Consider the following 23,606-nt stretch of genomic DNA (forward strand, 5'->3'; position numbering starts at 1 on the left):
TGAAACGGGCCCGCGAGGCCGCGACGGGCCCGCTGTCACAACTGCAACTTGAACCCCACATGCGAGTCGACGAAGCCCAGTCGGCCGTAGAAGCGATGCGCATCGGTGCGGCTCGCATCAGATGTCAGCTGCACCAACTGGCAGCCCTGGCGCCGGGACTCATCGATGGCCCACTCGATGAGCTGGGTGCCGAGGCCGTGCCCGCGCTCGTCCGCATGGATGCGTACGGCCTCGATGATCGAGCGCGTGGCTCCCTTGCGGGAGAGGCCGGGGATGACGGTCAGCTGCAGTGTGCCGATGACGCGGCCCTCGCGGACGGCGACGACATGGTGCTGGTTCGGGTCGGCGGCCAGGCGCGCGAGGGCGGCGACATAAGGCGTGAGGTCGTCCGGCGACTCCCGCTGTGCACCCAGCGAGTCGTCCACCAGCATCGCCACGATCGCCGGAATGTCCTCGACCTCGGTCGGCCTGATTTCAAGATCTCCCATGGGCGCAGCCTAAGAGAGAGGCCCCCGGTGGGTCTCCCGGGTTACGCGGGGACGCGCAGCCCTTCGACGGCCCGCACGAGCGGGGCGAGCTCGGGGTTCTCGGCCGCCGTGTCCAGCGCCTCGCGCAGCGCGCTCTCGTTCGTGGGGCGGGCCTCTTCGAGGAGCGCGAGGCCCGCGTCGGAGACGTTCGTGTAGATGCCGCGCCGGTCGGTGGGACAGAGGTAGCGCAGCAGCAGGCCGCGGTCCTCAAGGCGGGTCACCAGGCGCGTGGTGGCGCTCTGGCTGAGCACGACGGCGTCGGCGACCTGCTTCATCTGCAGATGCCCCCCTTCTCCGTCGTGCTGTCGGCTGAGAACGTCCAGCAGGGAGTACTCGCGCACGCTGAGGCCGTGCTTGGCCTGCAGGGCGCGCTCGATGTGGGCCTCGATCTTCCCGTGGAGCAGGGAGAGGGCGCACCAGCCCTGGGAGAGGGCGGTGAGTGCTGGGTCTGTCGCGGTCATGGCTCGTGGATCCTCCGTCCCGGAGTGGCTGCACACCAGGATAGTCGATGCGCGAAATTGCCAGCGTTTGCAATTAGTCGGCGTCTGCAATTATTGTGAGGTCTCGTAAAGCGCATCCGCAACAGTCTGGGAAGGTGAACCCCATGCCTCTCGCGCTCCTCGCCCTCGCGATCGGGGCTTTCGGCATCGGAACCACGGAATTCGTGATCATGGGACTGCTCCCACAGGTCGCGGGCGACTTCGGAGTCTCCATCCCGACTGCCGGATTCCTGGTGACGGGCTACGCCCTCGGCGTCATGTTCGGCGCCCCGCTGATGACGGTCCTCGGTACCCGGATCTCCCGCAAGCGCATGCTGATGCTGCTGATGGGCCTGTTCATCGTCGGCAACCTGCTCTCCGCCGTCGCCCCCGTCTTCGCCGTGATGCTGATCGGCCGCGTGGTCGCCTCGCTCGCTCACGGTGCCTTCTTCGGCATCGGCTCGGTCGTCGCGGCCGAGCTGGTCGCGCCCGAGAAGAAGGCCGGAGCCATCGCGATGATGTTCACCGGTCTGACCGTGGCCAACGTCGTCGGCGTCCCGCTCGGCACCCTCATCGGCCAGTCGGTCGGCTGGCGCATCACGTTCGCGCTCGTCGCCGCGCTCGGCGTGCTCGGTCTCGTCGGCATCGCCAAGCTCGTACCGGACCTGCCCAAGCCCGAAGGAGTGCACCTTCGCCACGAGGTGGCCGCCTTCAAGAACGTGCAGGTCCTGCTCGCGATGGCGATGACCGTGCTCGGCTTCGGCGGCGTCTTCGCGGCCATCACGTACATCACGCCGATGATGACCAACGTCGCCGGATTCTCCGAGGGTTCGGTGACCTGGCTGCTCGTCCTCTTCGGGCTCGGCATGGTCGGCGGCAACCTTGTCGGCGGCAAGTTCGCCGACCGCGCCCTGATGCCCATGCTGTACGTCTCCCTGGGCGCCCTCGCGCTCGTGCTCGGCCTCTTCACGGTCACCGCGCACCACAAGATCCTCGCCGCGGTCACCATCGCCCTGATCGGCGCACTCGGCTTCGCGACCGTCCCGCCGCTGCAGAAGCGCGTTCTCGACCAGGCCTCCGGCGCCCCGACGCTCGCCTCGGCCGTGAACATCGGCGCCTTCAACCTCGGCAACGCCCTCTCCGCCTGGCTCGGCGGGATGGTCATCTCCGCCGGGCTCGGCTACACAGCCCCGAACTGGGTCGGCGCCGCACTCGCCGCGGGCGCCCTCGTCCTGGCCGTCGTCTCCGCAGGCCTCGAGCGCCGCTCGGCCGTGGTGCCGAGCCTGGTCGTCGCCGGTGCCACCGAGCAGCGGCACGCCGAGCCGGTCCACCACTGACCGCCGGGGCGGGGCCGACGCCGTCCCCGTCCCACACCTCTGTCACGCAATGCATTGAGCACCACCCCGCTAGGAGCACCCCTCATGAGCACCACCACCGCCGTCGCCCCGCTGACCATCCAGGACGCCGAGAGCCTCGTCTCCGCCGCCCGTGAAGCCGCCGAAGCGGCCGGGGTCACCGTCAGCGTCACCGTCCTCGACGCCGGGGGCCACCTCCTCGCCTTCCGCCGCGACGACCGCGCCGTCCTCATCTCCGGCGAGACCAGCACCCGCAAGGCGTACACCGCACTGCAGCTGAACGCCCCGACCGCCGACCTCGTCGACCTGGTCAAGCCCGACGGCCCCTTCCACAGCCTGCCGACCGCCCTCGACCAGCCGCTGCTCTTCATCGCCGGTGGCCTGCCGGTGCACCGCGGCGGCCGTCTCATCGGCGCCGTCGGGGTCGGCGGCGGCGCCCCCGAGCAGGACCACGGCTTCGCCACGACGGCCGTGAACACGCTCGCGTAAGCGAGGCGGGCACGAGCACGGGCACGGATGACGAGCACGGGCACGGAGAACGGGCACGCCCCCAAGTACCGCTGCGATGCGGCTACTTGGGGGCGTGCCCATAGGCGTAGGCGGTCAGCCCGCCGCGACCGTCAGCGGTGCGAAGCGGCGGGTCCAGTCCCCGGGCAGGTCCGGAGCCGCGTAGTTCATCACCGCGTTCATGCCGACGCCCTCCAGGCCGTGCGCCTTGAGCCAGCTCAGCAGCTCCTCGTGGCGTACGTCGATGTCGGTCCGCAGTGGCCGGTCCGTGCCCGCCGCCAGGGAGGCGACCAGGGCCTTCGCGGTCTCGGTGTCGCGGGCGATCAGCGGGCCCACGACATGGGTGTCCATGTTGGGCCAGGCCGCCGCGTAACCGATGAGGCCGCCGCCGTCCTCGGCGACGCGCAACTGGTCGGCGAAGGCCGGAAGGCGCGTGATGATGTGCGTGCGATCGGGGCCGAACACCTCGGCGTCCAGGCGCAGGATCGCCGGAAGGTCCTCGGCGGTGGCCGGTCGCGTCGTGACAGCGGGCTCCGCGCCGCCGGCCACGAAGCGGCCGCGCACCATCTCGGCCCGCCCGGTCACCTTGAACCCCAGCTCTTCGTAGAGCGGCCGCCCGTACGGCGTCGCGTGCAGCGTCAGCGGCGTCGTGCCCGCCTGCTCGATCGCGTACTGCATCAGGCGCCTGCCCACTCCCTGACGGGCATGCCGCTCGGCGACCAGGACCATGCCGATCGCGCCGAGCTCGGGCTGCTCCCGGGGTCCGTACTCGGTCACCACGAAGGCGGCGACGAGTCCGCCGTCGGGGTCGTCGATGCCGTAGCCGGTTCCGGCGGCGAGCAGCAGACCCCATTTGTGGTCCTCGCGAGGCCAGCCCCGGTTTTCGGAGAGGTCGGCGCAGGCGCGCACATCACGCGGGGTGAGGCGGCGGATGGGCAGGTCGGAGAGGGAAGGTGTCGACACGCAGGTCAGGCTGTCGGACTCGGCCCACCGGCGTCCACCGCTTTGCGGGCACTGACCCGGTGCTTTCGGCCACGTCGCGTCAGCCCCCAGGGCTTGAGCACCGAGATCGCGGTCATGAAGACGTACGAGGCCAGGGAGACGACCGGTCCAGCCAGCAGATCGGTCGGGCGGCTCACTGTTCCGCCGGCCGACAGCGTCACCACCGCGTCGTTGACGCCGGGCCGCAGCGCGAACACCGAGGCGGCGGTCGTCGCGAGGGTCAGCCAGAACTTCACGTAGACCCAGCGGTGCCGGGCCAGACCCCACTGCGTGCCGAGGGAGAGCACCAGTCCGCTCAGCAGGGTCACCAGGGCAAGCGGAATCACCAGCCAGTCCGCAAAGAGCTTCATCGCGCGGGCGGAGGCCTCCACGGCCGGTCCGGCCCCTGTGGTCGTCGCCGTGACGGCCAGCGCGAGCAGCCCGAGCGTGACGCCGAGCCAGCAGGCGGAGGCGGCGACGTGGACAACGAGGAGTGCCCGTCGAGGGCGGCGCTGAAGTTTCACGTGAAACACGGTGCCGGGATCGCACTTCTCGGACATCTGACGGCGGGAGTAACCCCGAGTACTAGCCTCGGCGTACATGGTGAGACCAAGACTGCATCTCTTCGACCTGGACGGGACCCTGCTGCCCGGAACCACGGCGCCCGTGCAGATATCGCGGCAACTGGGTCTGGAGGCCGAGACCCGCGCCCTGGACGCCGAGATCGGTGCCCAGCTCATCGGCCCGCCGGAGTACGCGCGCCGCATTCACGCCCTCTGGGCGCAGTTGACGGCCGACCACGTGACGGCGGCGTTCGACGGGGCGCCCTGGCTCGGCGGAATCCGGGAGACCTGGGCGGAGATCCGGGAGAGCGGCGACTACTGCGCGGTGGTCTCCCTCTCGCCGTCCTTCTTCGTGGAGCGGCTCAAGGGGTGGGGCGCGCACGCGGCATACGGCTCTGCCTTCCCGGCCGTGCCGTTCGCCGAGCCCGTCGACCCCGCGGGCGTGCTCAGCGCGGCGACCAAGGTGAAGATCGCGGACCGGCTGTGTGAAGAGTTCGAGGTGGACCGGGCCGATTGCATTGCGTACGGCGACTCGTACTCGGACGTGGAACTCTTCGGGGCCGTACCGGTTTCGGTGGCCGTCAATGCGGATCGGCATGTGGTGGGACTCGCCACACACTCCTATGTGGGCCGTGATCTGCGGGAGGCGTACGAATTGGTGCGACGCGACCGGTAATTGAGGAATTACCGGCACGGGTTGAGGAGTGCTTAATGGGTGGTTAAGGCAGGAGGGGCTTGTGCCCCTCGCGGCTGCCGGTATGGTCGACTCCGGTTCGCGCCCGGCGCCTCAGGAGGCAAGGGAGAGACCGGGGGACACACGCAGGCCGACGCAGCCTAACCGGACGGAGAGATCGAAAACCCGCACTTTCTGCTTTGCGTTCGATGCAATGCACCCCGGTGGCACGCTGCGGGTGAGAGGACTGCGGGCAATGTCACATTCTTGCCTTACTTGTCCGTAGCGGGCCTGAATGCAGGGTTCAATGTGGCCGCATCGATGAGCGAGACAAACGGGGGAAAGCGCACAACTTCCGACGGCAGAGACGCCGGGAGACCGTGAAAGAGCGCGGAAGTACGTAGACCGACCGCGAGATGTTCGAGGCGAGGCACAACATGGACGCTCCGACCACAACGTCGGCCGATTCCGATGCGGGCGACGGGGGCGGCTGGTTCACGCCGCGCACGTCCCCGGCGCCGCACTCCACGCCTTCTGGCGCGGAGAGAGAGGCGGGCGACGGCCGCAGGGTCTCCCCGATACGTCCGGTCGGCAGGCCCGCACCGGCCCCGGACTCGGCTCCGGCCGACGAGGGCCGAATACCCGAACCGCGTACCCACCGTGGCCCGGAGCCGGATCCGCTGCACACCGCGGCCCCGGACCGGGGGCCCGTCGCCGAACCCCGACGCCCCCGTCCCGTCCGGCAGAACGCCTCCCCCGACGCCCTCCTCGTGCGCCGCACGATGGACGAAGTGGGCCCGGTCGCCGACAAGGTCACCTCGTACTTCTACGCGCTGCTCTTCGTGCGTCACCCCGAACTGCGTCCGCTCTTCCCCGCCGCGATGGACACCCAGCGCGACCGGCTCCTCAAGGCGCTGCTGACCGCCGCCGAGCACATCGACAACAAGGACGTGCTGGTCGCGTACCTGAAGAACCTGGGCCGCGGGCACCGCAAGTACGGCACGCAGGCCGAGCACTACCCGGCCGTCGGTGAGTGCCTCATCGCGGCGCTCACCCACTACGCCCCGACCACCTGGGACGCTGCGACCGAGGCCGCGTGGGTGCGTACGTACACGACGATCTCGCAGGTCATGATCGACGCGGCGGCCGAGGACGAGCTGACGGCCCCCGCCTGGTGGATGGCCGAGGTCGTCGCGCACGACCTGCGCACCCCCGACGTCGCAGTGGTGACCGTGCGGCCCGATCAGCCGTACTCGTTCCTGGCCGGTCAGTACACGACCCTCGAGACACCTTGGTGGCCGCGGATCTGGCGGCACTACTCGTTCGCGTCGGCGCCCCGCTCCGACGGGCTGCTCTCGTTCCACGTGAAAGCGGTCCCGGCCGGCTGGGTCTCCAACGCCCTGGTGCGCCGCGCCCGCCCCGGCGACGTCCTGCGTCTTGGGCCGCCCGCCGGCTCCATGACCGTCGACCACAACTCCGACAGCGGCCTGCTCTGCCTCGGCGGCGGCACCGGCATCGCCCCCATCAAGGCGCTCGTCGAGGACGTCGCCGAGCACGGGGAGCGGCGCCCCGTAGAGGTGTTCTACGGCGCCCGGACCGATCACGACCTGTACGACATCGACACGATGCTGCGGCTCCAGCAGAGCCATCCCTGGCTCGCCGTCCGCCCGATCGTCGACCGGCAGGCGCATCTCCAACTCCCGGACGCCGTGCGCGAGTACGGCCCCTGGAACGAGTACGACGCCTATCTCTCCGGCCCGCCCGGCATGATCCGCAGCAGCCTCGACGCCCTGCGCGACGTCGGCATCCCGGCGGGGCGCATCCGGCACGACTCGGTCGAGGAACTGGTCGCGGCCGGGGACTGACTCCGGACGAGAGTCCTGACGGCACGGACACGGACACGGACATCCGGGTCGGGCGTCAGCCCAGGTCGAGCGGTCAGCCCAGGTCGGGCGCGTGCATTGCGCGTACGCCCTCGATGTTGCCGTCCAGGTAGTGGCGCAGCGAGAGCGGCACCAGGTGGACCGAGGCGATGCCGACGCGGGTGAACGGCACCCGCACGATCTCGTACTCGCCGCACGGCTCCTCGATCTCGGGGCCGTGCCTCTGGTCCGCGTCCATCGACTCCAGGCGGCAGACGAAGAAGTGCTGGACCTTCACGCCGGTCGCGCCGCCGTCCTCACCGATGTGCTCGACGGTGTCGACGAAGCAGGGCACCACGTCGGTGATCTTGGCGCCGAGCTCCTCGTGCACCTCGCGGTGGAGGGCGTCCACGACAGTGGTGTCCTCGGGTTCGACGCCGCCGCCGGGAGTCACCCAGTACGGATCGACGCCGGGCTTGGTGCGCTTGATCAGGATCAGGTCGTCGCCGTCGAGCAGAACGGCGCGTGCGGTGCGCTTGACCACGGGGCGAACGGTCATGGGAGAAATGTGGCCCGGCCGGTTCCACGTGAAACATCCCGCATCGCACAGGTCCCCGCTCACGACCAGTCGACAGCAGCACGCAGCAGCCACTCGTGCGCCCGCGCGATGTGCGGCAGGGAGAGTGTGCCGGTGCGTACGACCAGGAAGTACGTCCGCAGAGGCGGCACGGGCGGATCGAGCAGCGCCACGATCTCGCCGCTCTCCAGCGCCGGGGAGCACAGATAGCGAGGCAGGACGGCAAGTCCCGCACCCGCGATCGCGCAGGCCAGCACCGCGCGTAGATCCGGCACGACGACCGTGCCGGAGACCGTGGGGCGGGAGTCGAAGACGGCGGCCCAGTAGCGGGACACCAGCGGCAGGGACTCATGGACCTCGACGACCGGGAACTTCTCGAGCGAGGGTGCCGCGTCGCGGTGCAGCATGCCGGAGCCGAGCCGGGCGGCCCAGCGCGGGGCCGCGACCAGGACGTGCTCCTCGTCGCAGAGCGGAGTCGCCGTGAGCAGGGAGCCGCGCGGGCGGGCCGTGGTGATGGCCAGATCGCAGTGCCCGGCGGCCAGCCCCTCCAGGGCTTCCTCCGCGGTGCCGAAGGACGCACGTAAAGCGATGCTCTGTCCGTCGTCCCTGGTCAGCGCCGTGAGTGCGGGCAGGGCGCGCTCCGCGGTGAACTCCGGCGGCCCGGCCAGGTGCAGGGTGCGGACGACCGACTCCGCATCGAGGCCGGCCTCGGTGATCTCCACCAGGGCGTCGAGATGCGGGGCGGCCTTGTGCGCCAGCTCGTCGCCGATGGTCGTGGGCGTCACGCCGCGCGCCTGGCGCAGGAACAGAGGGCGGCCCAACTGCCGCTCCAGCGTGCGGATCTGGGAGGTGACGGCGGGCTGCGAGAGGCCGAGCAGCGCGGCGGCCCGGGTGAAGGACCCGGCCCGATGGACCGTCACGAAGGTGCGCAGCAAGGCGAGATCCATGGTGATGCCTCTCCCCTCCCTGCCCCCGGGTAGGCCCAACTATAAATAAGTCGATAGGTCTCTGTCGCTACCGTGATTGGACACTGACACAGAGTCAACTAGCCTTGTTTGCGCGGTTCTTCGCGCGCAGAACCGGGACGGTCCGAGCCACGAGGGGGGAGGCTCGGACCGTCCGTTGTGCGTAGCGCGGTACTAGGTTGTGCGTAGCGCGGTACTAGGTGGACGGTGAAATCACCGTAGGAGCGGCTCCATTGACCGTCACGGCCGTCCCGCTCACGCCACCCGCCCCTCCACCGTCTCGCGCACGGCGTCGAGGAGCCCGACGCTCGCCGCCTCGACCATCGTCAGACACTCCTCGAAGCCGTCCAGATCGCCGTAGTACGGGTCGGGGACGTCCAGGTCCCCGCCGGCCGCCCCGGGATCGTAGGAGCGCAACAGGCGGATCTTCTCGGCGTCCTGGGGCGTCGGCGCCATCCGGCGCAGCGCGCGCAGGTGTCCCGCGTCGAGCGCGACGACCAGATCGAGGCGGCCGAACCAGTCACGGTGGAACTGCCGGGCCGCGTGGTCGCTGGTGTAGCCGCCCTCCTGAAGGACCTGGACGGTGCGCGGATCGGCGGCGTCGCCCACGTGCCAGCCGTCGGTGCCCGCGCTGTCGACCTCGACGGCGCCGGCGAGGCCGGCCTCCTCGACGCGGGCGCGGAACACGTGCTCGGCCATGGGCGAGCGGCAGATGTTGCCGGTGCAGACGAAACAGACGCGGAACGGTTCGGCGGTCATCGCAGGGCTCAGTCGTTGTCGGGCAGGACGACGTTGAGCGCCCAGGAGACGACCGAGATGATGAAGCCGCCGACGACGGCGGTCCACAGGCCGTCGACGTGGAAGCTCAGGTCGAGCTTGTCGGCCAGCCACGAGGTCAGCAGCAGCATCAGGGCGTTCACGATCAGCGTGATCAGGCCCAGCGTGAGGATGAAGAGCGGGAAGGTGAGGACCTTCACGACCGGCTTCACGAGGAAGTTGACCAGGCCGAAGATCAGCGCCACCAGCAGCAGTGTGCCGACCTTCTTGCCGGTGCTGTCGCCGGTCAGTGTGATCTTGTCGAGCAGCCAGACCGCGACGGCCAGGGCCCCCGCGTTGGCGATCGTCTTGACTACGAAATTCTTCATGTGTCTGATCGTGGCAGACGAGGCCCGTGACGGGTGTGGACAGTGAGGGCGACGAGGCGATGAAGGCATTCCGGCTGGATGAACTGGAGGCGGAGCGCGCCGCCAACGACGGTGCGTATCTGCAGTTTCTGCGCGAGCGGAACATGTCCGTCGGGCTGTACGCGCTGAACGCCGGGGAGCACGATCCGCAGCAGCCGCACGGCCAGGACGAGGTCTACCTCGTGGTGAGCGGCCGCGCCTCGATCACCGTCGGCATGGAGACCACGCAGGTCGGCCGCGGCAGCGTCGTGTACGTACCGGCCGGAGTCGCCCACAAGTTCCACCACATCAGCGAGGATCTGCGGGTCATGGTGGTCTTCTCACCGCCGGAAGGCTGACACGGACCCCGGGATTCCCTAAGGGTCGGGTCAGGGGAGGACAAGGGGTCGAGGGGCCCCGCACGGGCCTGCGACGTGTCAGCATCGAGTGCAGGACAGCAGAGAAGTCGGAAGGGCCCCGGGAAGCGGGGCTCACGAATGAAGGAGCGATGGCGGTGCGAGAGATATTCGCGAGCATGCCGTGGTGGGTGAAGTGGGTCGCGGTGCCGGTCATCGCCCTGGTCGTGTTCGGCGGGCTGATCGCCAGCGTCGTCGGATTCGTGATCGGCCTGCTCTTCAAGGTGCTGGTGTTCGCCGCGCTGGTCGGCGGACTGATCTACGTCGTACGGAAGTTCATGGCGGGCTCGTCCTCGCGCAGCGACTGGTGAGCCGCGGCGCGGACGCGGGCGGGGGCTTCGCCGGGGGTGCGGTGCGACGGTTTGGTTGTGGGATGCGACCGTTCGCACGACCGGGGGAAGTTTCCGTTCCGGGCCCGCACCAAGCGGTGGCCAAGGGTTAAAGTCCGGAATCCGATGGCTCCACCCCCGTGAGTCCCGGATACGCGGGGGGACCCACGCGTACCGGGAGGGAACCTTGGCCACGGCGGACCCCGCAGCCCCGCAGACGCTCATCGGCTCTGTCCAGAGAGCGATGCGGCTGCTCGAGGCGGTCGCCTCGCACGAGGAGGGGGCCCCGGCCAAGCAGCTCGCCCGGGAGGCCGGCCTCGCCCTCCCCACCGCGTACCACCTGCTGCGCACGCTCGCCCACGAGGGTTATCTCCGCAAGGAGAAGGGCGTCTTCATGTTCGGCGACGCGACCGAGCGGCTGAGCAGCAGCGGAGCGCAGCAGAATCGTCGCGGCATGATCACTGAGGCGCTGCGGCACTGGCGGGACACCATCGGTGTTCCCGTCTACTTCGCGATCTACCGCGAGGGCGAGATCGAGATCATCGCCGTCGCCGACACTCCGGCCAATCCGGCCGTCGAGGAATGGGCGGACTTCCGCGAGACCGGGCACGCCCACGCGATCGGCCAGTGCCTGCTGTCCCAGCTCGACGAGGAGGCCCGCAAGGACCACCTCGACCGCTATCCCGCCCGGTCGATCACCCCGTACTCGGTCCGTGACGACCGCTCGCTGCTGCGCAAGCTGATGACGGTGGGGCGGATGGAGCCCGTCATCGAGCGTCAGGAGTACGCGCTCGGCACCGCCTGCGCCGCGTTCCCGATCACGGTCGGGTCGACCGCGGCGACTTTGGCCATTTCGCTCCCTTCACAGCAGGCCGAGAAGCTGCTGCCCGCCGCACGCCAGTTGCAGCACGAGATCGGAAAGCTCGTAGGGACACTCGCCTTCTCTATCAGCATCTGAAAACTCACTCCTTGTGATCCTTCGTATACGTTGAGCAAGATGCCAGCAGTGTCAGGAAGGTCATTCCTGGCCAATCGACGGCAAGTTGACGGGGTAGGCGATGCGCGAGTCGGTACAAGCAGTTCAGGCAGAGGTCATGATGAGCTTTCTCGTCTCCGAGGAGCTCTCGTTCCGCATTCCGGTGGAGCTCCGGTACGAGGCCGGGGATCCGTACGCCGTGCGCCTGACCTTCCATCTTCCCGGAGACGCGCCCGTGACCTGGGCGTTCGGCCGGGAACTCCTCGTCGACGGGGTCAACGGAGCAGCGGGCGACGGCGATGTGCGGATCTCTCCGGTGGAGCGTGCCGGGGGCGGCGGGACCGGCGAGCTGCCGGGTGAGGTGCACATCCGGCTCCAAGTGGGCAGCGATCAGGCGCTGTTCCGGGCCGGGGTGGCGCCTCTGATCGCGTTCCTCGACCGTACGGACAAGCTCGTCCCGCTCGGCCAGGAGCAGGCCCTGGCCGACTTCGAGGCCGAACTCGACGAGGCCCTCGACAAGATCCTCGCCGAGGAGCAGAGCGCGGGCTGACCGGGGCCGGCCGGGTCCGGCGCCCGACCGACGTAACGCTTCGGCAGCGCGGTGCACCCGAGCAGCTCCGCGCCGTTCAGCGCTTGCGTCGTCGGCCCCTGCCGGCACGTACGGAAGCGGCCTGGGCGGGCTCCTGCGCCCCCGGCCGGTCGGCGGAGACCACCAGCGCGGCAAGAGCGGTGGTCACCGGCACCGAGGCCACCAGGCCGATCGAGCCGACCAGCGTGCGCACGATCTCCTCCGCCACCAGCTCGCTGTTGGCGACGTCGACCACGCTGGACTGCGCGATCGAGAAGAGCAGCAGCAGCGGCAGCGCCGCGCCCGCGTACGCAAGGACCAGGGTGTTCACGACGGACGCGATGTGGTCGCGGCCGATCCGGATGCCTGCCCGGTACAGGCCGCGCCAGCCCATCGTGGGGTTGGCCTCGTGCAGTTCCCAGACCGCCGACGTCTGGGTGACCGTCACGTCGTCGAGCACGCCGAGCGAGCCGATGATGACGCCCGCGAGCAGCAGGCCGCTCATGTCGATGTCCGGGTACAGGCCGTGGATCAGGCCCGTGTTGTCGTCCGTGTTGCCGGTCAGTGCGGCCCAGCCGATGAACAACGAGCCCAACAGGCCGATGAGCAGCAGCGATACGAGGGTGCCGAGCACGGCGACGGACGTACGGGCGGTCAGCCCGTGGCACATGTAGAGCGCGATCAGCATGATGGCGCTCGCCCCGACGACCGCGACCACCAAGGGATTTGAGCCCTGGAGGATCGCGGGCAGGATGAAGAAGGTCAGCACCATGAAGCTCACCGCGAGGGCGACCAGCGCCATCACGCCCCGCAGCCGGCCCACCACGACCACGGCCAGGGCGAAGATTCCGGCCAGCAGGGCCATGGGGATCTTGCGGTTCACGTCGGTGACCGAGTACTGCAGGTTCGCCGGGGCGTCGGGCGCGTAGGCGACGATCACCTTCTGGCCCTCGTGCAGCTGCCGGGGCGAGTCCGGCTGGACGACCTCCTTGAACGTACGGCCCTTGTCCTTGCCGGTGTCCACCCTGATCGTCGCGTTCTCGCAGGTACCGGCGGCCTGTTGCTGGGCGGACGAGCCCTCGGCCGTGGAGGTGTCGCCGGTCGGGGTGTCCCCCGAGGCGTTCACGGACGAGCAGGAGACCTTCTCGACCTTGGTCACCGTTGCCTGCTGCGTCTGCCGGTCGAAGCCGACCCCGGTGCGCTGGTGCGCGGGGGCGCCGCCGGGCCACAGCACCGCGAGGCCCACGACGACCGCCACGGAGAAGGGAATCAGGACCGCTGCGATGACCTTGCGCAGGTGCTTGGAGACCGGCGCGGCAGGGCCGTGGCTGTGGGAGTGGCCGCCGTGCCCTATGCCCGACGGGCCCGGCCCGTGCGGCGGTTCGGACGGCGGGGGCGGGGGCTGCTGCGTGGTGGTCACCGCCCGATCATCGCAAGAACGGTAGGGGCCCTCTGTTCAACGCGTCCGACATGACGCTAGCGTGGAGGCACCTTTGCACACGCGGGAGCTCGGAGCACCGGGCTGAGAGGGCGCTGACCTTCGTACCGAGGCGTGTTTCACGTGAAACACGCAGGACGAGGACGGCTGCGTCGACCGCCGAACCTGTTACCGGGTAATGCCGGCGTAGGGAGTAGGTCTCATGACCACAACGGACGCACGCACGCCTGCCTCCAACCAGGGCGACAGCTCTGACGAGGCCGGGAAGTCCATCGGCTGGCACAAGGGATACGTCGAGGGCTCGCGCCCCGACCTCCAGGTGCCGGTCCGTCAGGTGCATCTCACCAACGGGCAGTCGGTGACCCTGTACGACACCTCCGGCCCGTACACCGATCCGAACGTCGACACCGATGTCCGCAGGGGCCTCGCGCCCCTCCGTGAGAACTGGATCATCGCCCGCGGTGACACCGAGGAGTACGCGGGACGCCCCGTCCGCCCCGAGGACGACGGCATCAAGCACACGTCGCCGCGCGGCGGTCTGCGCAACCTCGACGCGGTCTTCCCGGGCCGCCCGCGACAGCCCCGCCGGGGCCGTGACGGCCAGGCCGTGACCCAACTCGCGTACGCACGAAGGGGCGAGATCACCCCGGAGATGGAGTACGTGGCGATCCGGGAGAACGTCGCGCCCGAGGTCGTACGCGAAGAGATCGCGGCGGGCCGGGCCGTCCTGCCCGCCAACGTGAACCACCCGGAGATCGAGCCGATGATCATCGGCAAGCGGTTCCTGGTGAAGGTCAACGCCAACATCGGCAATTCCGCGGTCACTTCGTCCATCGAGGAGGAGGTGGAGAAGATGACGTGGGCGACCCGCTGGGGCGCCGACACCGTCATGGACCTCTCCACCGGCCGCAACATCCACACCACGCGCGAGTGGGTACTGCGCAACTCCCCCGTCCCCATCGGTACCGTGCCGCTCTACCAGGCCCTCGAAAAGGTCGACGGCAAGGCCGAGGAACTGACCTGGGAGATCTACAAGGACACGGTCATCGAGCAGGCCGAGCAGGGCGTCGACTACATGACGGTCCACGCCGGCGTCCGCCTCCCGTACGTGCCGCTGACCGCCAACCGCAAGACCGGCATCGTCTCGCGCGGCGGCTCGATCATGGCCGCCTGGTGCCTCGCGCACCACAAGGAGAGCTTCCTCTACGAGAACTTCGAGGAGCTCTGCGAGATCCTCGCGGCGTACGACGTCACGTACTCGCTCGGCGACGGCCTGCGCCCCGGCTCCATCGCGGACGCCAACGACGAGGCCCAGTTCGCGGAGTTGCGCACGCTCGGCGAGCTCAACTCCATCGCCAAGCGGCACAACGTACAGACGATGATCGAGGGCCCGGGACACGTCCCGATGCACAAGATCAAGGAGAACATCGACCTCCAGCAGGAGATCTGCGAGGAGGCGCCGTTCTACACGCTCGGCCCGCTGACCACCGATGTCGCCCCGGCGTACGACCACATCACGTCCGGGATCGGCGCCGCGATGATCGCCTGGTGGGGCACGGCGATGCTCTGCTACGTCACGCCCAAGGAGCACCTGGGCCTGCCGAACCGGGACGACGTGAAGACCGGCGTCATCACGTACAAGATCGCGGCGCACGCGGCGGACCTCGCCAAGGGGCACCCGGGCGCGCAGGAGTGGGACGACGCGCTGAGCGACGCCCGCTTCGAGTTCCGCTGGGAGGACCAGTTCAACCTGGCCCTCGACCCGGACACCGCCCGGGAGTTCCACGACGAGACGCTGCCGGCCGAGCCCGCGAAGACCGCGCACTTCTGCTCGATGTGCGGCCCGAAGTTCTGCAGCATGAAGATCTCGCAGGACATCCGGCGCGAGCACGGCTCGACGAAGGCGGAGGTCGAGGCGGGGATGGAGCAGAAGTCGAAGGAGTTCGCCGACGCGGGCAACCGTGTCTATCTGCCGATCGCCAACTAGATCTCCCGCTGATCGACGTACGGGCATGACTGAGGGCTCGGGGTTTCGTGCACATCGCCCCGAGCCGTTAGCCGTGGTCACGGCCCCGTGCACCCGTCGGAGGGTCAGTCCGGCTGGTGTTCGGGGCCGCCGAAGTCCGGGCTGGAGAAGTCCGGGCTGGAGAAGCCGGCCCGCTGTCCCGTGGCGGTGCCGCCGCCGTCGGGGCTGCTGAACCCCGGCCTGTTGTAGCCGAGCTGCGGCATGCGGCTGGTCGAGCCGCCGCCCCGGCCGCCGGCGAGCGGCGCAGGGCCGCCCGCCGGGGGATCCGCCAGGGCGTTCCGCAGGAACGGCAGGATGCCGCGCTCGAGCAGGGCCTTGCTCCAGGCTTCCCTGGCGCGGGCCACCTCTTCGCTCTCCACGCCGTGGGCGCTGGCCTGGAGCGAGGTCGACCCGTTGCGCAGGGCCGTCAGGAGCAGGCACACCGCCGCGACGAGGATGCCCACCGCGGTGAGCGCGCCGAAGACCCAGCCGGCCGCGAGGAGCGTGTCGGCGAAGTCCGGCGGCGGGTTGAGCATCTTCAGGATGTAGCCGACCAGCAGGAAGATCGCGGCGGCCGTCCCGGCGAGCACCGGGGCGAGCACGACGGCGACCGCGGCGACGCCGGGCCCCGTGGTCTCCGCGACCAGGCCGATCGTGTTGCTGCCGGACTCGGCCGGTCCGGCGGCGCCTCCTTCGCGTAGCGAACGGACGGGCCGCGGGGAGGTACGCAGCTCCTCGCGGACCTGGACGTAGTGCTGGTACTCGGTGGCTGCCGCGGTGGTGATCAGTGCCGCGGCGTTGAGCGCCATGGTGCGCAGCTGTTCGGGGTTGAGCCGCTGGCCCACTGCGGCGAGATCAGGGCGGTTCGGTGCGGTACGCAGCGCCTCATCGAGGATCCGCTCGAACTCGGGGCGGTCCTCGTTCAGCAAATGCGGAGCGCTGTTCATGTGCATCCCCCGATGCTCCGTAGGGCTTGGTGGCCCGCATGGTTACGAGCCGTCGGGCAGAAACGGAGGGGAGCCTGCTACGGATAAGCCGATGGTAGAGCTGTCACGGCGCGTGGTGACAGGGGGTTTCCGGAAATTGGCCTTGCGGCCAGCCGAATCCTCCGTTTACCACGCCTGCCCGATCAACTCTCAGATATCCATGGGCAGTTGCTGGACCAGCAGCTTTCCGGCCATGGTCACGCCGCCGTCCATGGCGATGGCCAGGCCGCCCGCGTACACATGAGGACCCTCGACGACGGGCCCGCTGTCCTCGCCGTCCGCGTCCTCGGTCCCGACCTCGCCGAGGAGGTACGGGATCGGGCTGTGGCCGTGCACGACGCGCGAGCCGCCGTACGCCCCGAGGAGCTCGCGCACCGAACCGGGACCCGACTCCTCGTCGCGGAACGCGAAGCGCTTGGTGAACTTGCGGAACAGGTCCCAGCACTCGTCCGCGTCGTTGCGCGTGAGCGTCTCGCGGACCGTGTCGTTCACGGCCTCGATCGAGTCGCCGTAGTCGAGATAGGCCGTGGTGTCGGAGTGCATCAGCAGGTGGTCGTCCTCGATCTCGATCGCGTCGAGCCGGGACATCCACTGCAGGTGTACGTCCTGGAGGCGGTCCATGTCGGACTTCTGGCCTCCGTTGAGCAACCAGGCCGCCTGGAAGGTGGCGGTGCCCGCCCCCGAGTTGACCGGGGTGTCGCCGAAGCGCTTGGCGCCGAGCAGCAGCAGCTCGTGGTTGCCCATGAGCGCCTTGCAGTAGCCGCCCGCCGCGGCCGCCTCGGCGCTCAGGCGCATCACGAGGTCGATGACGCCGATCCCGTCGGGCCCGCGGTCGGTGAAGTCGCCGAGGAACCACAGGCGTGCGTTGCCCGCCGCCCAGTTGCCCTCGGCGTCGATCAGGCCCTTCTCGTGCAGCGCGGCGGTGAGCTCGTCGATGTAGCCGTGCACGTCGCCGACGACGTACAGCGGGCCCATCTCGCCGCTCGGCCGGGGCGCGGCCGCGGCCTGCGGGACCTCGACCTGCACCGTGTCCCCGCGGTTGATGACGGGCAGGTCGCGCGCGGTCGGGGTGTACCCGTCCGGATACGCCTCGGCGTCGTCGGGCACGGGATCGGGGACGGGGTCGGAACCCGGCTCGGTGGGCACCACGTTCGCCGGTACGTCATGGACGTACGCGGGAACGCGGAAGTCGCGCAGCGTCTCCGTGCGCGCTGCGGGTCCCTGACCGGCCCCCTGAGTCATCGACCCCTCCACCATTGCGCCGCCTGTGCACCGGATCGGACTGCCTGGTCGCAGCGGCCCGCGGTGTCGTGCGCCCATCATAGGAATGCGGCTCGCGCTGTGTGATGCACCAGGGGTGGTGAATCGGTGACGGGCGGCTGTTCACCACGCTTTTCTCCCGAATTGGTGCGTACTTTTCCGGTCCGACGCGGGGGCGGCGGCGGGTGACGGGCCGGTCAGCCGGACCCCGGGGAGCGGGGCGGGCTGACCGTGGTGCGCGGCGGGCGGCGCTGCGACGAGGTCCGCACGATCAGTTCCGTCGGTATCACCTGCTCGACCGGAAGGTCCGAGTCGACCCCCTCGATGGCATCGATGAGGAGCTGCACGACGGCGGTGCCGATGCGCCGCGGCTTGAGCGAGAGCGTGGTGATGGGCGGCTCGGTGTTGGCGTAGACGCTCGACTCGCTGCAGCACACGAGCAGCAGGTCGTCCGGGACGCGCAGACCGTAGCGGCGGGCGGCGGCGAGCAGGTCCGTCCCGTTGGGGTCGAACAGGCCGTAGACCGCGTCGGGGCGGTCGGGCCGGGCGAGCAGCCGGTCGGCGGCGACGGCGCCCGCGCACGGGTCGTGCGCGGGGTAGGACTCGTAGACCGGCTCCTGCCCGATCCGCTCGCACCAGCGCAGGTACGCGGAGGTGGAGAGGTGGGTGTACGTGTCGGTGGTGGTGCCGGTGAGCAGGCCGATGCGGCGGGCGCCGGCCTCGGCGAGGTGGTCGAGGATGCCGAGGACGGCGGCCTCGTGGTCGTTGTCGACCCAGGCGGTCACGGGCAGGGTGCCCGCGGGACGTCCGTCCGAGACGACGGGCAGGCCCTGGCGGACCAGCTCGCTGACGACCGGGTCGTGGTCGGAGGGGTCGATGACGACGGTGCCGTCGAGGGCGACGTTCGACCAGACGTCGACGGCACTGTGGCGTGACGTGGCGGGCAGGATGACCAGGGCGTAGCCGCGGGCGAGCGCGGCGGACGTGGCTGCTCTGGCCATCTCCGCGAAGTACGCGAACTCGGTGAAGGTGAAAGGTTCATCCCCGTACGTCGTCACGGTCAGGCCGATCAGGCCCGACTTGCCGGTACGGAGCGTGCGGGCGGCCGCGGAGGGGCGATAGCCCAACCGATCGGCGACCTCGCGGACATGGCGTCGGGTGGCGTCCGGGAGCCGGCCCTTGCCGTTGAGCGCATCGGAGACAGTTGTGATCGAGACCCCGGCGGCGGCGGCAACGTCTCTGATGCCTGCCCGGCCCGGCCGGGTGCCCCTGCGGGTCGTCTCCGCCCGGCTCACCTGGTGCTTCCCTGCTGCTGTCATGGCGAGCCGATAGTAGGGCTCATGCGGCTGCATGGCGGGGGTGCATATGCACGCGTTGACAGGCACGTTTCTGCAAGGTGATAGATCATCAATGACCTTGGAATGTAAGGGAGTTGAGGGGGTGAACGGTGATAGGTCACTTGTCGGCGCGCATAGGCCTGCCAAGTCCGCGATGTTGCGAGTAGGTCTCAACTCACCTTCACGGGTGATGCGCGCCACGGCGCGAGCCACCGGCGCACGCCAGGGCGGGGAGCGCTCCCCCCTTCCTGTACGCCTTCCTGGGGCCGGTGGGTCCCGCCCATTGGGGACGGCGTCGAATCCTCTTAAGGTGAGCAGTATTGGAACGGTGGCCACAAGGAGGACTGCGGTGAGCGAGACCAACCCCAAGCTGCGTGCGGAGCTGGCGGGGATCCCCACCTACAAGCCGGGAAAGCCGGCCGCCGCCGGAGGCCCGGTGGCGTACAAACTGTCCTCCAACGAGAACCCCTATCCGCCGCTGCCCGGCGTGATGGAGCAGGCGATCGCCGCGGCCGGCACCTTCAACCGCTACCCCGACATGGCCTGCACCGGCCTGATGAACGAGCTGGCGGACCGCTTCGGCGTGCCGGTGACCCACCTGGCCACCGGCACCGGCTCGGTCGGCGTCGCCCAGCAGCTGCTCCAGGCGACCAGCGGCCCGGGCGACGAGGTGATCTACGCCTGGCGGTCCTTCGAGGCGTACCCGATCATCACGCAGATCAGCGGGGCGACGTCGGTGAAGGTGCCGCTCACCGACGGCGAGGTGCACGACCTCGACGCGATGCTCGACGCCATCACCGACCGCACGCGCCTCATCTTCGTCTGCAACCCCAACAACCCCACGGGCACCGTGGTGCGCCGGGCCGAGCTGGAACGGTTCCTCGACCGGGTGCCCGCCGATGTGCTGGTCGTGCTCGACGAGGCGTACCGCGAGTTCATCCGGGACGCCGAGGTGCCGGACGGAGTCGAGCTCTACCGGGACCGGCCGAACGTGGCGGTGCTGCGGACCTTCTCGAAGGCGTACGGGCTCGCGGGGCTGCGCGTGGGCTTCGCGATCGCCCACGAGCCGGTGGCGGCCGCGCTGCGCAAGACCGCGGTCCCCTTCGGCGTCAGCCAGCTCGCGCAGGACGCCGCGGTCGCCTCGCTGCGCGCGGAGGACGAACTGCTCGGCCGCGTCGGCTCGTTGGTGGCCGAGCGCGCCCGGGTCGTCGAGGGGCTGCGGGCGCAGGGCTGGACGGTGCCCGAGACGCAGGCCAACTTCGTGTGGCTGCGCCTGGGGGAGAAGACCCTGGACTTCGCGGCGGCGTGCGAGAAGGCCGGTGTCGTCGTGCGGCCGTTCGCCGGTGAGGGGATCCGGGCCACGATCGCCGAGACCGAGGGCAACGACATCTTCCTGCAGGCGGCGGAGGCGTTCCGCAAGGAGCTCTAGGCAGGCCCTAGTAACTAGTAAGGAGCTCTGGACAGCCCCTAGTTGGGGACCAGCTCGACGCGGATCGGGTCACCGTCGCGCACGGTGGCGAGGTCCCTGGGGTCCCCGTCGAGCCGGCCGAGCACGTTGCACGGGCTCGCGAGGCGGCACTCCCGGCCTCGCGAGATCGGCGTGGGGCCGTAGGGGAGGGCGAGCGCGTCGCCGTCCGTCCAGAAGGCCACCGTGCCGGGCTCCACGACCTGTTGGGCGTCGCTCTCGAGGGGGACGCTCACGTTCGTGTCGAAGTAGACCTCCTCGCCCCACGTGTGCGCCGTGGAGGCGAGCGGAAGTGCCGTGAGCAGGGCCTGAGTTGTCGGGGTGTCCTCGACCGTCGCCGTGAGGTGTCCGGCGGGCCAGGAGATGCGGATGCGGGTCATGGCGCGCATTCAACAATATGTTGAAGTCGCCGGGAAGCCCCCTGCCGCCCCGGGGAAGTCCCGCCCGTGTGCCCGCCCGTGTGCTGTTCCTCGCAGTAAGGGGACCCCCCTTCAGATGCCGACAATCAGTACGACATAATGCTTGTGAATGTGAACGCGTTCACAAGCGTGTCCTGGTTCCTCCCGGGATCAGTGGGATTAAAGGGGCAAACTGCCGCTGTGATCACAGCGATGTAAGGAGAGACGCAGTGGACCTGGCTCTGGCGCCGGAGACCCTGGCGCGATGGCAGTTCGGCATCACCACCGTCTACCACTTCCTGTTCGTCCCTCTGACGATCTCGCTCGCGGCGCTGACCGCCGGGCTGCAGACCGCCTGGGTGCGGACGGAGAAGGAGAAGTACCTCAGAGCCACCAAGTTCTGGGGCAAGCTCTTCCTGATCAATATCGCGATGGGTGTCGTCACCGGCATCGTGCAGGAGTTCCAGTTCGGCATGAACTGGTCGGACTACTCCCGCTTCGTCGGTGACATCTTCGGGGCCCCGCTGGCCTTCGAGGCGCTGATCGCCTTCTTCTTCGAGTCCACCTTCATCGGTCTGTGGATCTTCGGCTGGGACAAACTGCCGAAGAAGATCCACCTGGCCTGCATCTGGATGGTGTCGATCGGCACGATCCTGTCGGCGTACTTCATCCTGGCGGCCAACTCCTGGATGCAGCACCCGGTCGGCTACAAGTACAACAAGGCCACCGGGCGGGCCGAACTCACCGACTTCTGGCACGTGCTGACGCAGAACACGGCGCTCACCCAGGCGTTCCACACGCTGTCCGCCTCGTTCCTGACCGGCGGCGCGTTCATGGTCGGCATCGCGGCCTTCCACCTGGCGCGCAAGAAGCACATCTCCACGATGAAGACCTCGCTGCGCCTCGGTCTGATCACCGTCGTCATCGCCGGTCTGCTCACGGCGATCAGTGGTGACCAGCTCGGCAAGGTCATGTTCAAGCAGCAGCCGATGAAGATGGCCGCGGCCGAGGCGCTGTGGGACGGCCAGGACTCGGCGCCGTTCTCGATCTTCGCCTACGGAGACGTGAGCAAGGGTCACAACAGCGTCGAGCTCTCCATCCCCGGGATACTGTCCTTCCTCGCCGACGACAACTTCCACTCGTACGTCCCCGGCATCAACGACACGAACAAGGCCGAGCAGGAGAAGTACGGGCCCGGCGACTACCGGCCGATCATTCCCGTCACCTTCTGGGCCTTCCGCTGGATGATCGGCTTCGGGATGGCGTCCTTCGCCATCGGTCTCGTCGGACTCTGGCTCACGCGCAAGAAGTTCATGCTGCCCCAACACCTGAGGACGGGTGAGGACGAAGCACCGAACCTGGTGCTCTTCAAGAAGAAGGCCCTCAGCCCGAAGTTCACCAAGCTCTACTGGATCGTGGCGCTGTGGACCATCGGGTTCCCGCTGATCGCCAACTCCTGGGGCTGGATCTTCACCGAGATGGGCCGTCAGCCGTGGGTCGTCTACGGCGTCCTGCAGACGCGTGACGCGGTCTCCCCCAGCGTCTCGCAGGGCGAGGTCATCACCTCGATGACCGTCTTCACGCTGCTGTACGCGGTCCTCGCCGTCATCGAGGTGAAGCTGCTCGTGAAGTACGTCAAGGCCGGGCCGCCCGAGCTCACGGACGACGACCTCAACCCGCCCACCAAGATCGGCGGAGACCGTGACGCCGACAAGCCGATGGCCTTCTCCTACTGAGGCCCAGGGAGCTGCAGAGTCATGGAACTTCACGACGTCTGGTTCGTCCTCATCGCGGTCCTGTGGATCGGCTACTTCTTCCTGGAGGGCTTCGACTTCGGGATCGGCATCCTCACCAAGCTGCTGGCCCGTGACCGCACCGAGCGGCGCGTCCTGATCAACACGATCGGTCCGGTCTGGGACGGCAACGAGGTGTGGCTGCTCACGGCCGGCGGTGCGACCTTCGCCGCCTTCCCCGAGTGGTACGCGACGCTCTTCTCCGGCTTCTACCTGCCGCTGTTGATCATCCTGGTCTGCCTCATCGTCCGCGGTGTCGCCTTCGAGTACCGCGCCAAGCGGCCCGAGGAGAAGTGGCAGACCAACTGGGAACACGCGATCTTCTGGACCTCGGTGATCCCGGCGCTGCTGTGGGGTGTGGCCTTCGGCAACATCGTGCGCGGCGTGAAGATCGACAAGAATTTCGAGTACGTCGGCAACTTCTGGGACCTCCTCAACCCGTACGCGATCCTGGGCGGCCTCGTCACACTGACGCTGTTCACCTTCCACGGTGCGGTGTTCGCCTCGCTCAAGACGCTGGGCGACATCCGGGAGCGCGCACGGAAGATGGCGCTGACGCTCGGTCTGGTGACCGCGGTGCTCGCCCTCGCCTTCCTGATCTGGACCCAGGTAGACAAGGGCGACGGCGGCTCGCTCGTCGCGATGATCGTGGCCGTGGTCGCGCTCGTCGGGGCGATCGGGGCCATCAAGGTCGGCCGCGAGGGCTGGTCGTTCGCCCTGTCCGGCGTCACGATCGCGGCCGCCGTCGCGATGCTCTTCCTGACGCTGTTCCCGAACGTCATGCCGTCGTCGCTCAACCCGGACTGGAGCCTCACGGTCACCAACGCCTCGTCGAGCCCGTACACCCTGAAGATCATGACCTGGTGCGCGGCGATCGCGACGCCGATCGTGCTGCTCTACCAGTCGTGGACCTACTGGGTGTTCCGCAAGCGGATCGGCACGAAGAACATCGCCGTCGACGCCGCGCACTGAAGTCCCCTGAT

The 23,606-nt window shown here is 69.1% G+C and carries 25 protein-coding genes and 1 riboswitch; of the genes, 12 read left to right on the plus strand and 13 right to left on the minus strand.

What is annotated here, in order from left to right; translation table 11 throughout:
- Positions 1-35 precede the first annotated feature (35 nt).
- On the minus strand, positions 36-488 hold the full coding sequence (locus tag ACIBUY_RS15095) for a GNAT family N-acetyltransferase (RefSeq protein WP_365560353.1): 453 nt from the start codon (positions 486-488) through the stop codon (positions 36-38).
- 41 nt (positions 489-529) lie between these two features.
- Positions 530-988: a MarR family transcriptional regulator gene (locus tag ACIBUY_RS15100; protein WP_365560355.1), complete on the minus strand. Its 459-nt coding sequence runs from the start codon at positions 986-988 to the stop codon at positions 530-532.
- A 143-nt stretch (positions 989-1,131) separates the two neighbouring features.
- On the opposite strand from ACIBUY_RS15100, the gene ACIBUY_RS15105 reads away from it, so the two are divergent.
- Entirely contained in the window at positions 1,132-2,343 is a 1,212-nt protein-coding gene (locus ACIBUY_RS15105; protein ID WP_365560357.1) for an MFS transporter, read from the plus strand.
- An 84-nt stretch (positions 2,344-2,427) separates the two neighbouring features.
- A complete protein-coding gene (locus tag ACIBUY_RS15110) occupies positions 2,428-2,850 on the plus strand; it encodes a heme-binding protein (RefSeq protein WP_365560360.1) in 423 nt (140 codons plus the stop codon).
- 114 nt (positions 2,851-2,964) lie between these two features.
- Here ACIBUY_RS15110 and ACIBUY_RS15115 read toward each other — a convergent pair whose 3' ends face one another.
- Positions 2,965-3,831, minus strand: a complete 867-nt coding sequence (locus ACIBUY_RS15115) for a GNAT family N-acetyltransferase (RefSeq protein ID WP_399152781.1) — start codon at positions 3,829-3,831, stop codon at positions 2,965-2,967.
- Positions 3,832-3,836: 5 nt separating this feature from the next.
- Complete coding sequence (locus tag ACIBUY_RS15120; RefSeq protein WP_399152782.1) at positions 3,837-4,373, minus strand: DUF2269 domain-containing protein; 537 nt, start codon at positions 4,371-4,373, stop codon at positions 3,837-3,839.
- A 76-nt stretch (positions 4,374-4,449) separates the two neighbouring features.
- On the opposite strand from ACIBUY_RS15120, the gene ACIBUY_RS15125 reads away from it, so the two are divergent.
- Both ACIBUY_RS15125 and ACIBUY_RS15130 read left to right on the plus strand, forming a co-directional pair.
- On the plus strand, positions 4,450-5,088 hold the full coding sequence (locus ACIBUY_RS15125) for an HAD-IB family phosphatase (protein WP_365560366.1): 639 nt from the start codon (positions 4,450-4,452) through the stop codon (positions 5,086-5,088).
- 434 nt (positions 5,089-5,522) lie between these two features.
- Positions 5,523-6,950, plus strand: coding sequence for a globin domain-containing protein (locus tag ACIBUY_RS15130; protein WP_365560369.1), 1,428 nt, complete (start codon positions 5,523-5,525; stop codon positions 6,948-6,950).
- A gap of 73 nt (positions 6,951-7,023) precedes the next feature.
- Here the strand turns inward: ACIBUY_RS15130 and ACIBUY_RS15135 are convergent, their stop codons facing one another.
- The 4 genes from ACIBUY_RS15135 to ACIBUY_RS15150 form a co-directional block, all read right to left on the minus strand.
- Positions 7,024-7,506, minus strand: a complete 483-nt coding sequence (locus ACIBUY_RS15135) for an NUDIX hydrolase (protein WP_365560371.1) — start codon at positions 7,504-7,506, stop codon at positions 7,024-7,026.
- A gap of 59 nt (positions 7,507-7,565) precedes the next feature.
- Positions 7,566-8,471: a LysR family transcriptional regulator gene (locus ACIBUY_RS15140; RefSeq protein ID WP_365560373.1), complete on the minus strand. Its 906-nt coding sequence runs from the start codon at positions 8,469-8,471 to the stop codon at positions 7,566-7,568.
- A gap of 273 nt (positions 8,472-8,744) precedes the next feature.
- Positions 8,745-9,248 carry a low molecular weight protein-tyrosine-phosphatase gene (locus tag ACIBUY_RS15145; protein ID WP_399152783.1) on the minus strand — a complete coding sequence of 168 codons (504 nt, stop codon included), beginning with the start codon at positions 9,246-9,248 and terminating at the stop codon, positions 8,745-8,747.
- 8 nt (positions 9,249-9,256) lie between these two features.
- The gene (locus tag ACIBUY_RS15150) at positions 9,257-9,634 is read right to left on the minus strand and encodes a phage holin family protein (protein WP_399152784.1); all 378 of its coding nucleotides are present in this window, start codon (positions 9,632-9,634) and stop codon (positions 9,257-9,259) included.
- 59 nt (positions 9,635-9,693) lie between these two features.
- Here ACIBUY_RS15150 and ACIBUY_RS15155 point away from each other — a divergent pair, with 59 nt between their 5' ends.
- The 4 genes from ACIBUY_RS15155 to ACIBUY_RS15170 all read left to right on the plus strand — a co-directional run bounded on the left by ACIBUY_RS15155 (position 9,694) and on the right by ACIBUY_RS15170 (position 11,923).
- A complete protein-coding gene (locus ACIBUY_RS15155; protein WP_365561209.1) occupies positions 9,694-10,011 on the plus strand; it encodes a cupin domain-containing protein in 318 nt (105 codons plus the stop codon).
- 155 nt (positions 10,012-10,166) lie between these two features.
- Positions 10,167-10,379, plus strand: coding sequence for a DUF5326 family protein (locus ACIBUY_RS15160; RefSeq protein WP_365560381.1), 213 nt, complete (start codon positions 10,167-10,169; stop codon positions 10,377-10,379).
- Between the two features lie 262 nt (positions 10,380-10,641).
- On the plus strand, positions 10,642-11,355 hold the full coding sequence (locus tag ACIBUY_RS15165) for an IclR family transcriptional regulator (protein ID WP_399152875.1): 714 nt from the start codon (positions 10,642-10,644) through the stop codon (positions 11,353-11,355).
- A 100-nt stretch (positions 11,356-11,455) separates the two neighbouring features.
- Entirely contained in the window at positions 11,456-11,923 is a 468-nt protein-coding gene (locus tag ACIBUY_RS15170; protein WP_365560385.1) for an SsgA family sporulation/cell division regulator, read from the plus strand.
- Positions 11,924-11,999: 76 nt separating this feature from the next.
- On the opposite strand, the gene ACIBUY_RS15175 is transcribed toward ACIBUY_RS15170, so the two are convergent.
- Positions 12,000-13,361 carry a YibE/F family protein gene (locus tag ACIBUY_RS15175; RefSeq protein ID WP_365560388.1) on the minus strand — a complete coding sequence of 454 codons (1,362 nt, stop codon included), beginning with the start codon at positions 13,359-13,361 and terminating at the stop codon, positions 12,000-12,002.
- 71 nt (positions 13,362-13,432) lie between these two features.
- Positions 13,433-13,589, plus strand: a riboswitch (TPP riboswitch).
- Here ACIBUY_RS15175 and thiC point away from each other — a divergent pair.
- Positions 13,582-15,366, plus strand: coding sequence for a phosphomethylpyrimidine synthase ThiC (thiC, locus tag ACIBUY_RS15180; protein ID WP_365560391.1), 1,785 nt, complete (start codon positions 13,582-13,584; stop codon positions 15,364-15,366). Its footprint overlaps the riboswitch before it by 8 nt.
- A gap of 104 nt (positions 15,367-15,470) precedes the next feature.
- On the opposite strand, the gene ACIBUY_RS15185 is transcribed toward thiC, so the two are convergent.
- From ACIBUY_RS15185 to ACIBUY_RS15195, 3 genes are all read right to left on the minus strand, one after another.
- Positions 15,471-16,337 carry a hypothetical protein gene (locus ACIBUY_RS15185; protein WP_365560394.1) on the minus strand — a complete coding sequence of 289 codons (867 nt, stop codon included), beginning with the start codon at positions 16,335-16,337 and terminating at the stop codon, positions 15,471-15,473.
- A 183-nt stretch (positions 16,338-16,520) separates the two neighbouring features.
- Positions 16,521-17,612, minus strand: coding sequence for a metallophosphoesterase (locus tag ACIBUY_RS15190; protein WP_365560396.1), 1,092 nt, complete (start codon positions 17,610-17,612; stop codon positions 16,521-16,523).
- Positions 17,613-17,827: 215 nt separating this feature from the next.
- Positions 17,828-18,949 carry a LacI family DNA-binding transcriptional regulator gene (locus ACIBUY_RS15195; protein WP_365560397.1) on the minus strand — a complete coding sequence of 374 codons (1,122 nt, stop codon included), beginning with the start codon at positions 18,947-18,949 and terminating at the stop codon, positions 17,828-17,830.
- Positions 18,950-19,316: 367 nt separating this feature from the next.
- Between ACIBUY_RS15195 and hisC the strand changes: the two genes are divergently transcribed.
- Positions 19,317-20,396, plus strand: a complete 1,080-nt coding sequence (hisC, locus tag ACIBUY_RS15200) for a histidinol-phosphate transaminase (protein ID WP_365560400.1) — start codon at positions 19,317-19,319, stop codon at positions 20,394-20,396.
- Positions 20,397-20,434: 38 nt separating this feature from the next.
- On the opposite strand, the gene ACIBUY_RS15205 is transcribed toward hisC, so the two are convergent.
- On the minus strand, positions 20,435-20,821 hold the full coding sequence (locus ACIBUY_RS15205) for a cyclophilin-like fold protein (protein WP_399152785.1): 387 nt from the start codon (positions 20,819-20,821) through the stop codon (positions 20,435-20,437).
- Between the two features lie 239 nt (positions 20,822-21,060).
- On the opposite strand from ACIBUY_RS15205, the gene ACIBUY_RS15210 reads away from it, so the two are divergent.
- Positions 21,061-22,566 carry a cytochrome ubiquinol oxidase subunit I gene (locus tag ACIBUY_RS15210; protein ID WP_365560404.1) on the plus strand — a complete coding sequence of 502 codons (1,506 nt, stop codon included), beginning with the start codon at positions 21,061-21,063 and terminating at the stop codon, positions 22,564-22,566.
- Positions 22,567-22,587: 21 nt separating this feature from the next.
- Positions 22,588-23,595 carry a cytochrome d ubiquinol oxidase subunit II gene (gene cydB / locus ACIBUY_RS15215; protein ID WP_365560407.1) on the plus strand — a complete coding sequence of 336 codons (1,008 nt, stop codon included), beginning with the start codon at positions 22,588-22,590 and terminating at the stop codon, positions 23,593-23,595.
- The last annotated feature ends 11 nt before the right edge of the window (positions 23,596-23,606 follow it).

It is taken from the genome of Streptomyces sp. NPDC050085, from assembly GCF_044460595.1.
In the GTDB taxonomy this organism is placed as follows: domain Bacteria; phylum Actinomycetota; class Actinomycetes; order Streptomycetales; family Streptomycetaceae; genus Streptomyces.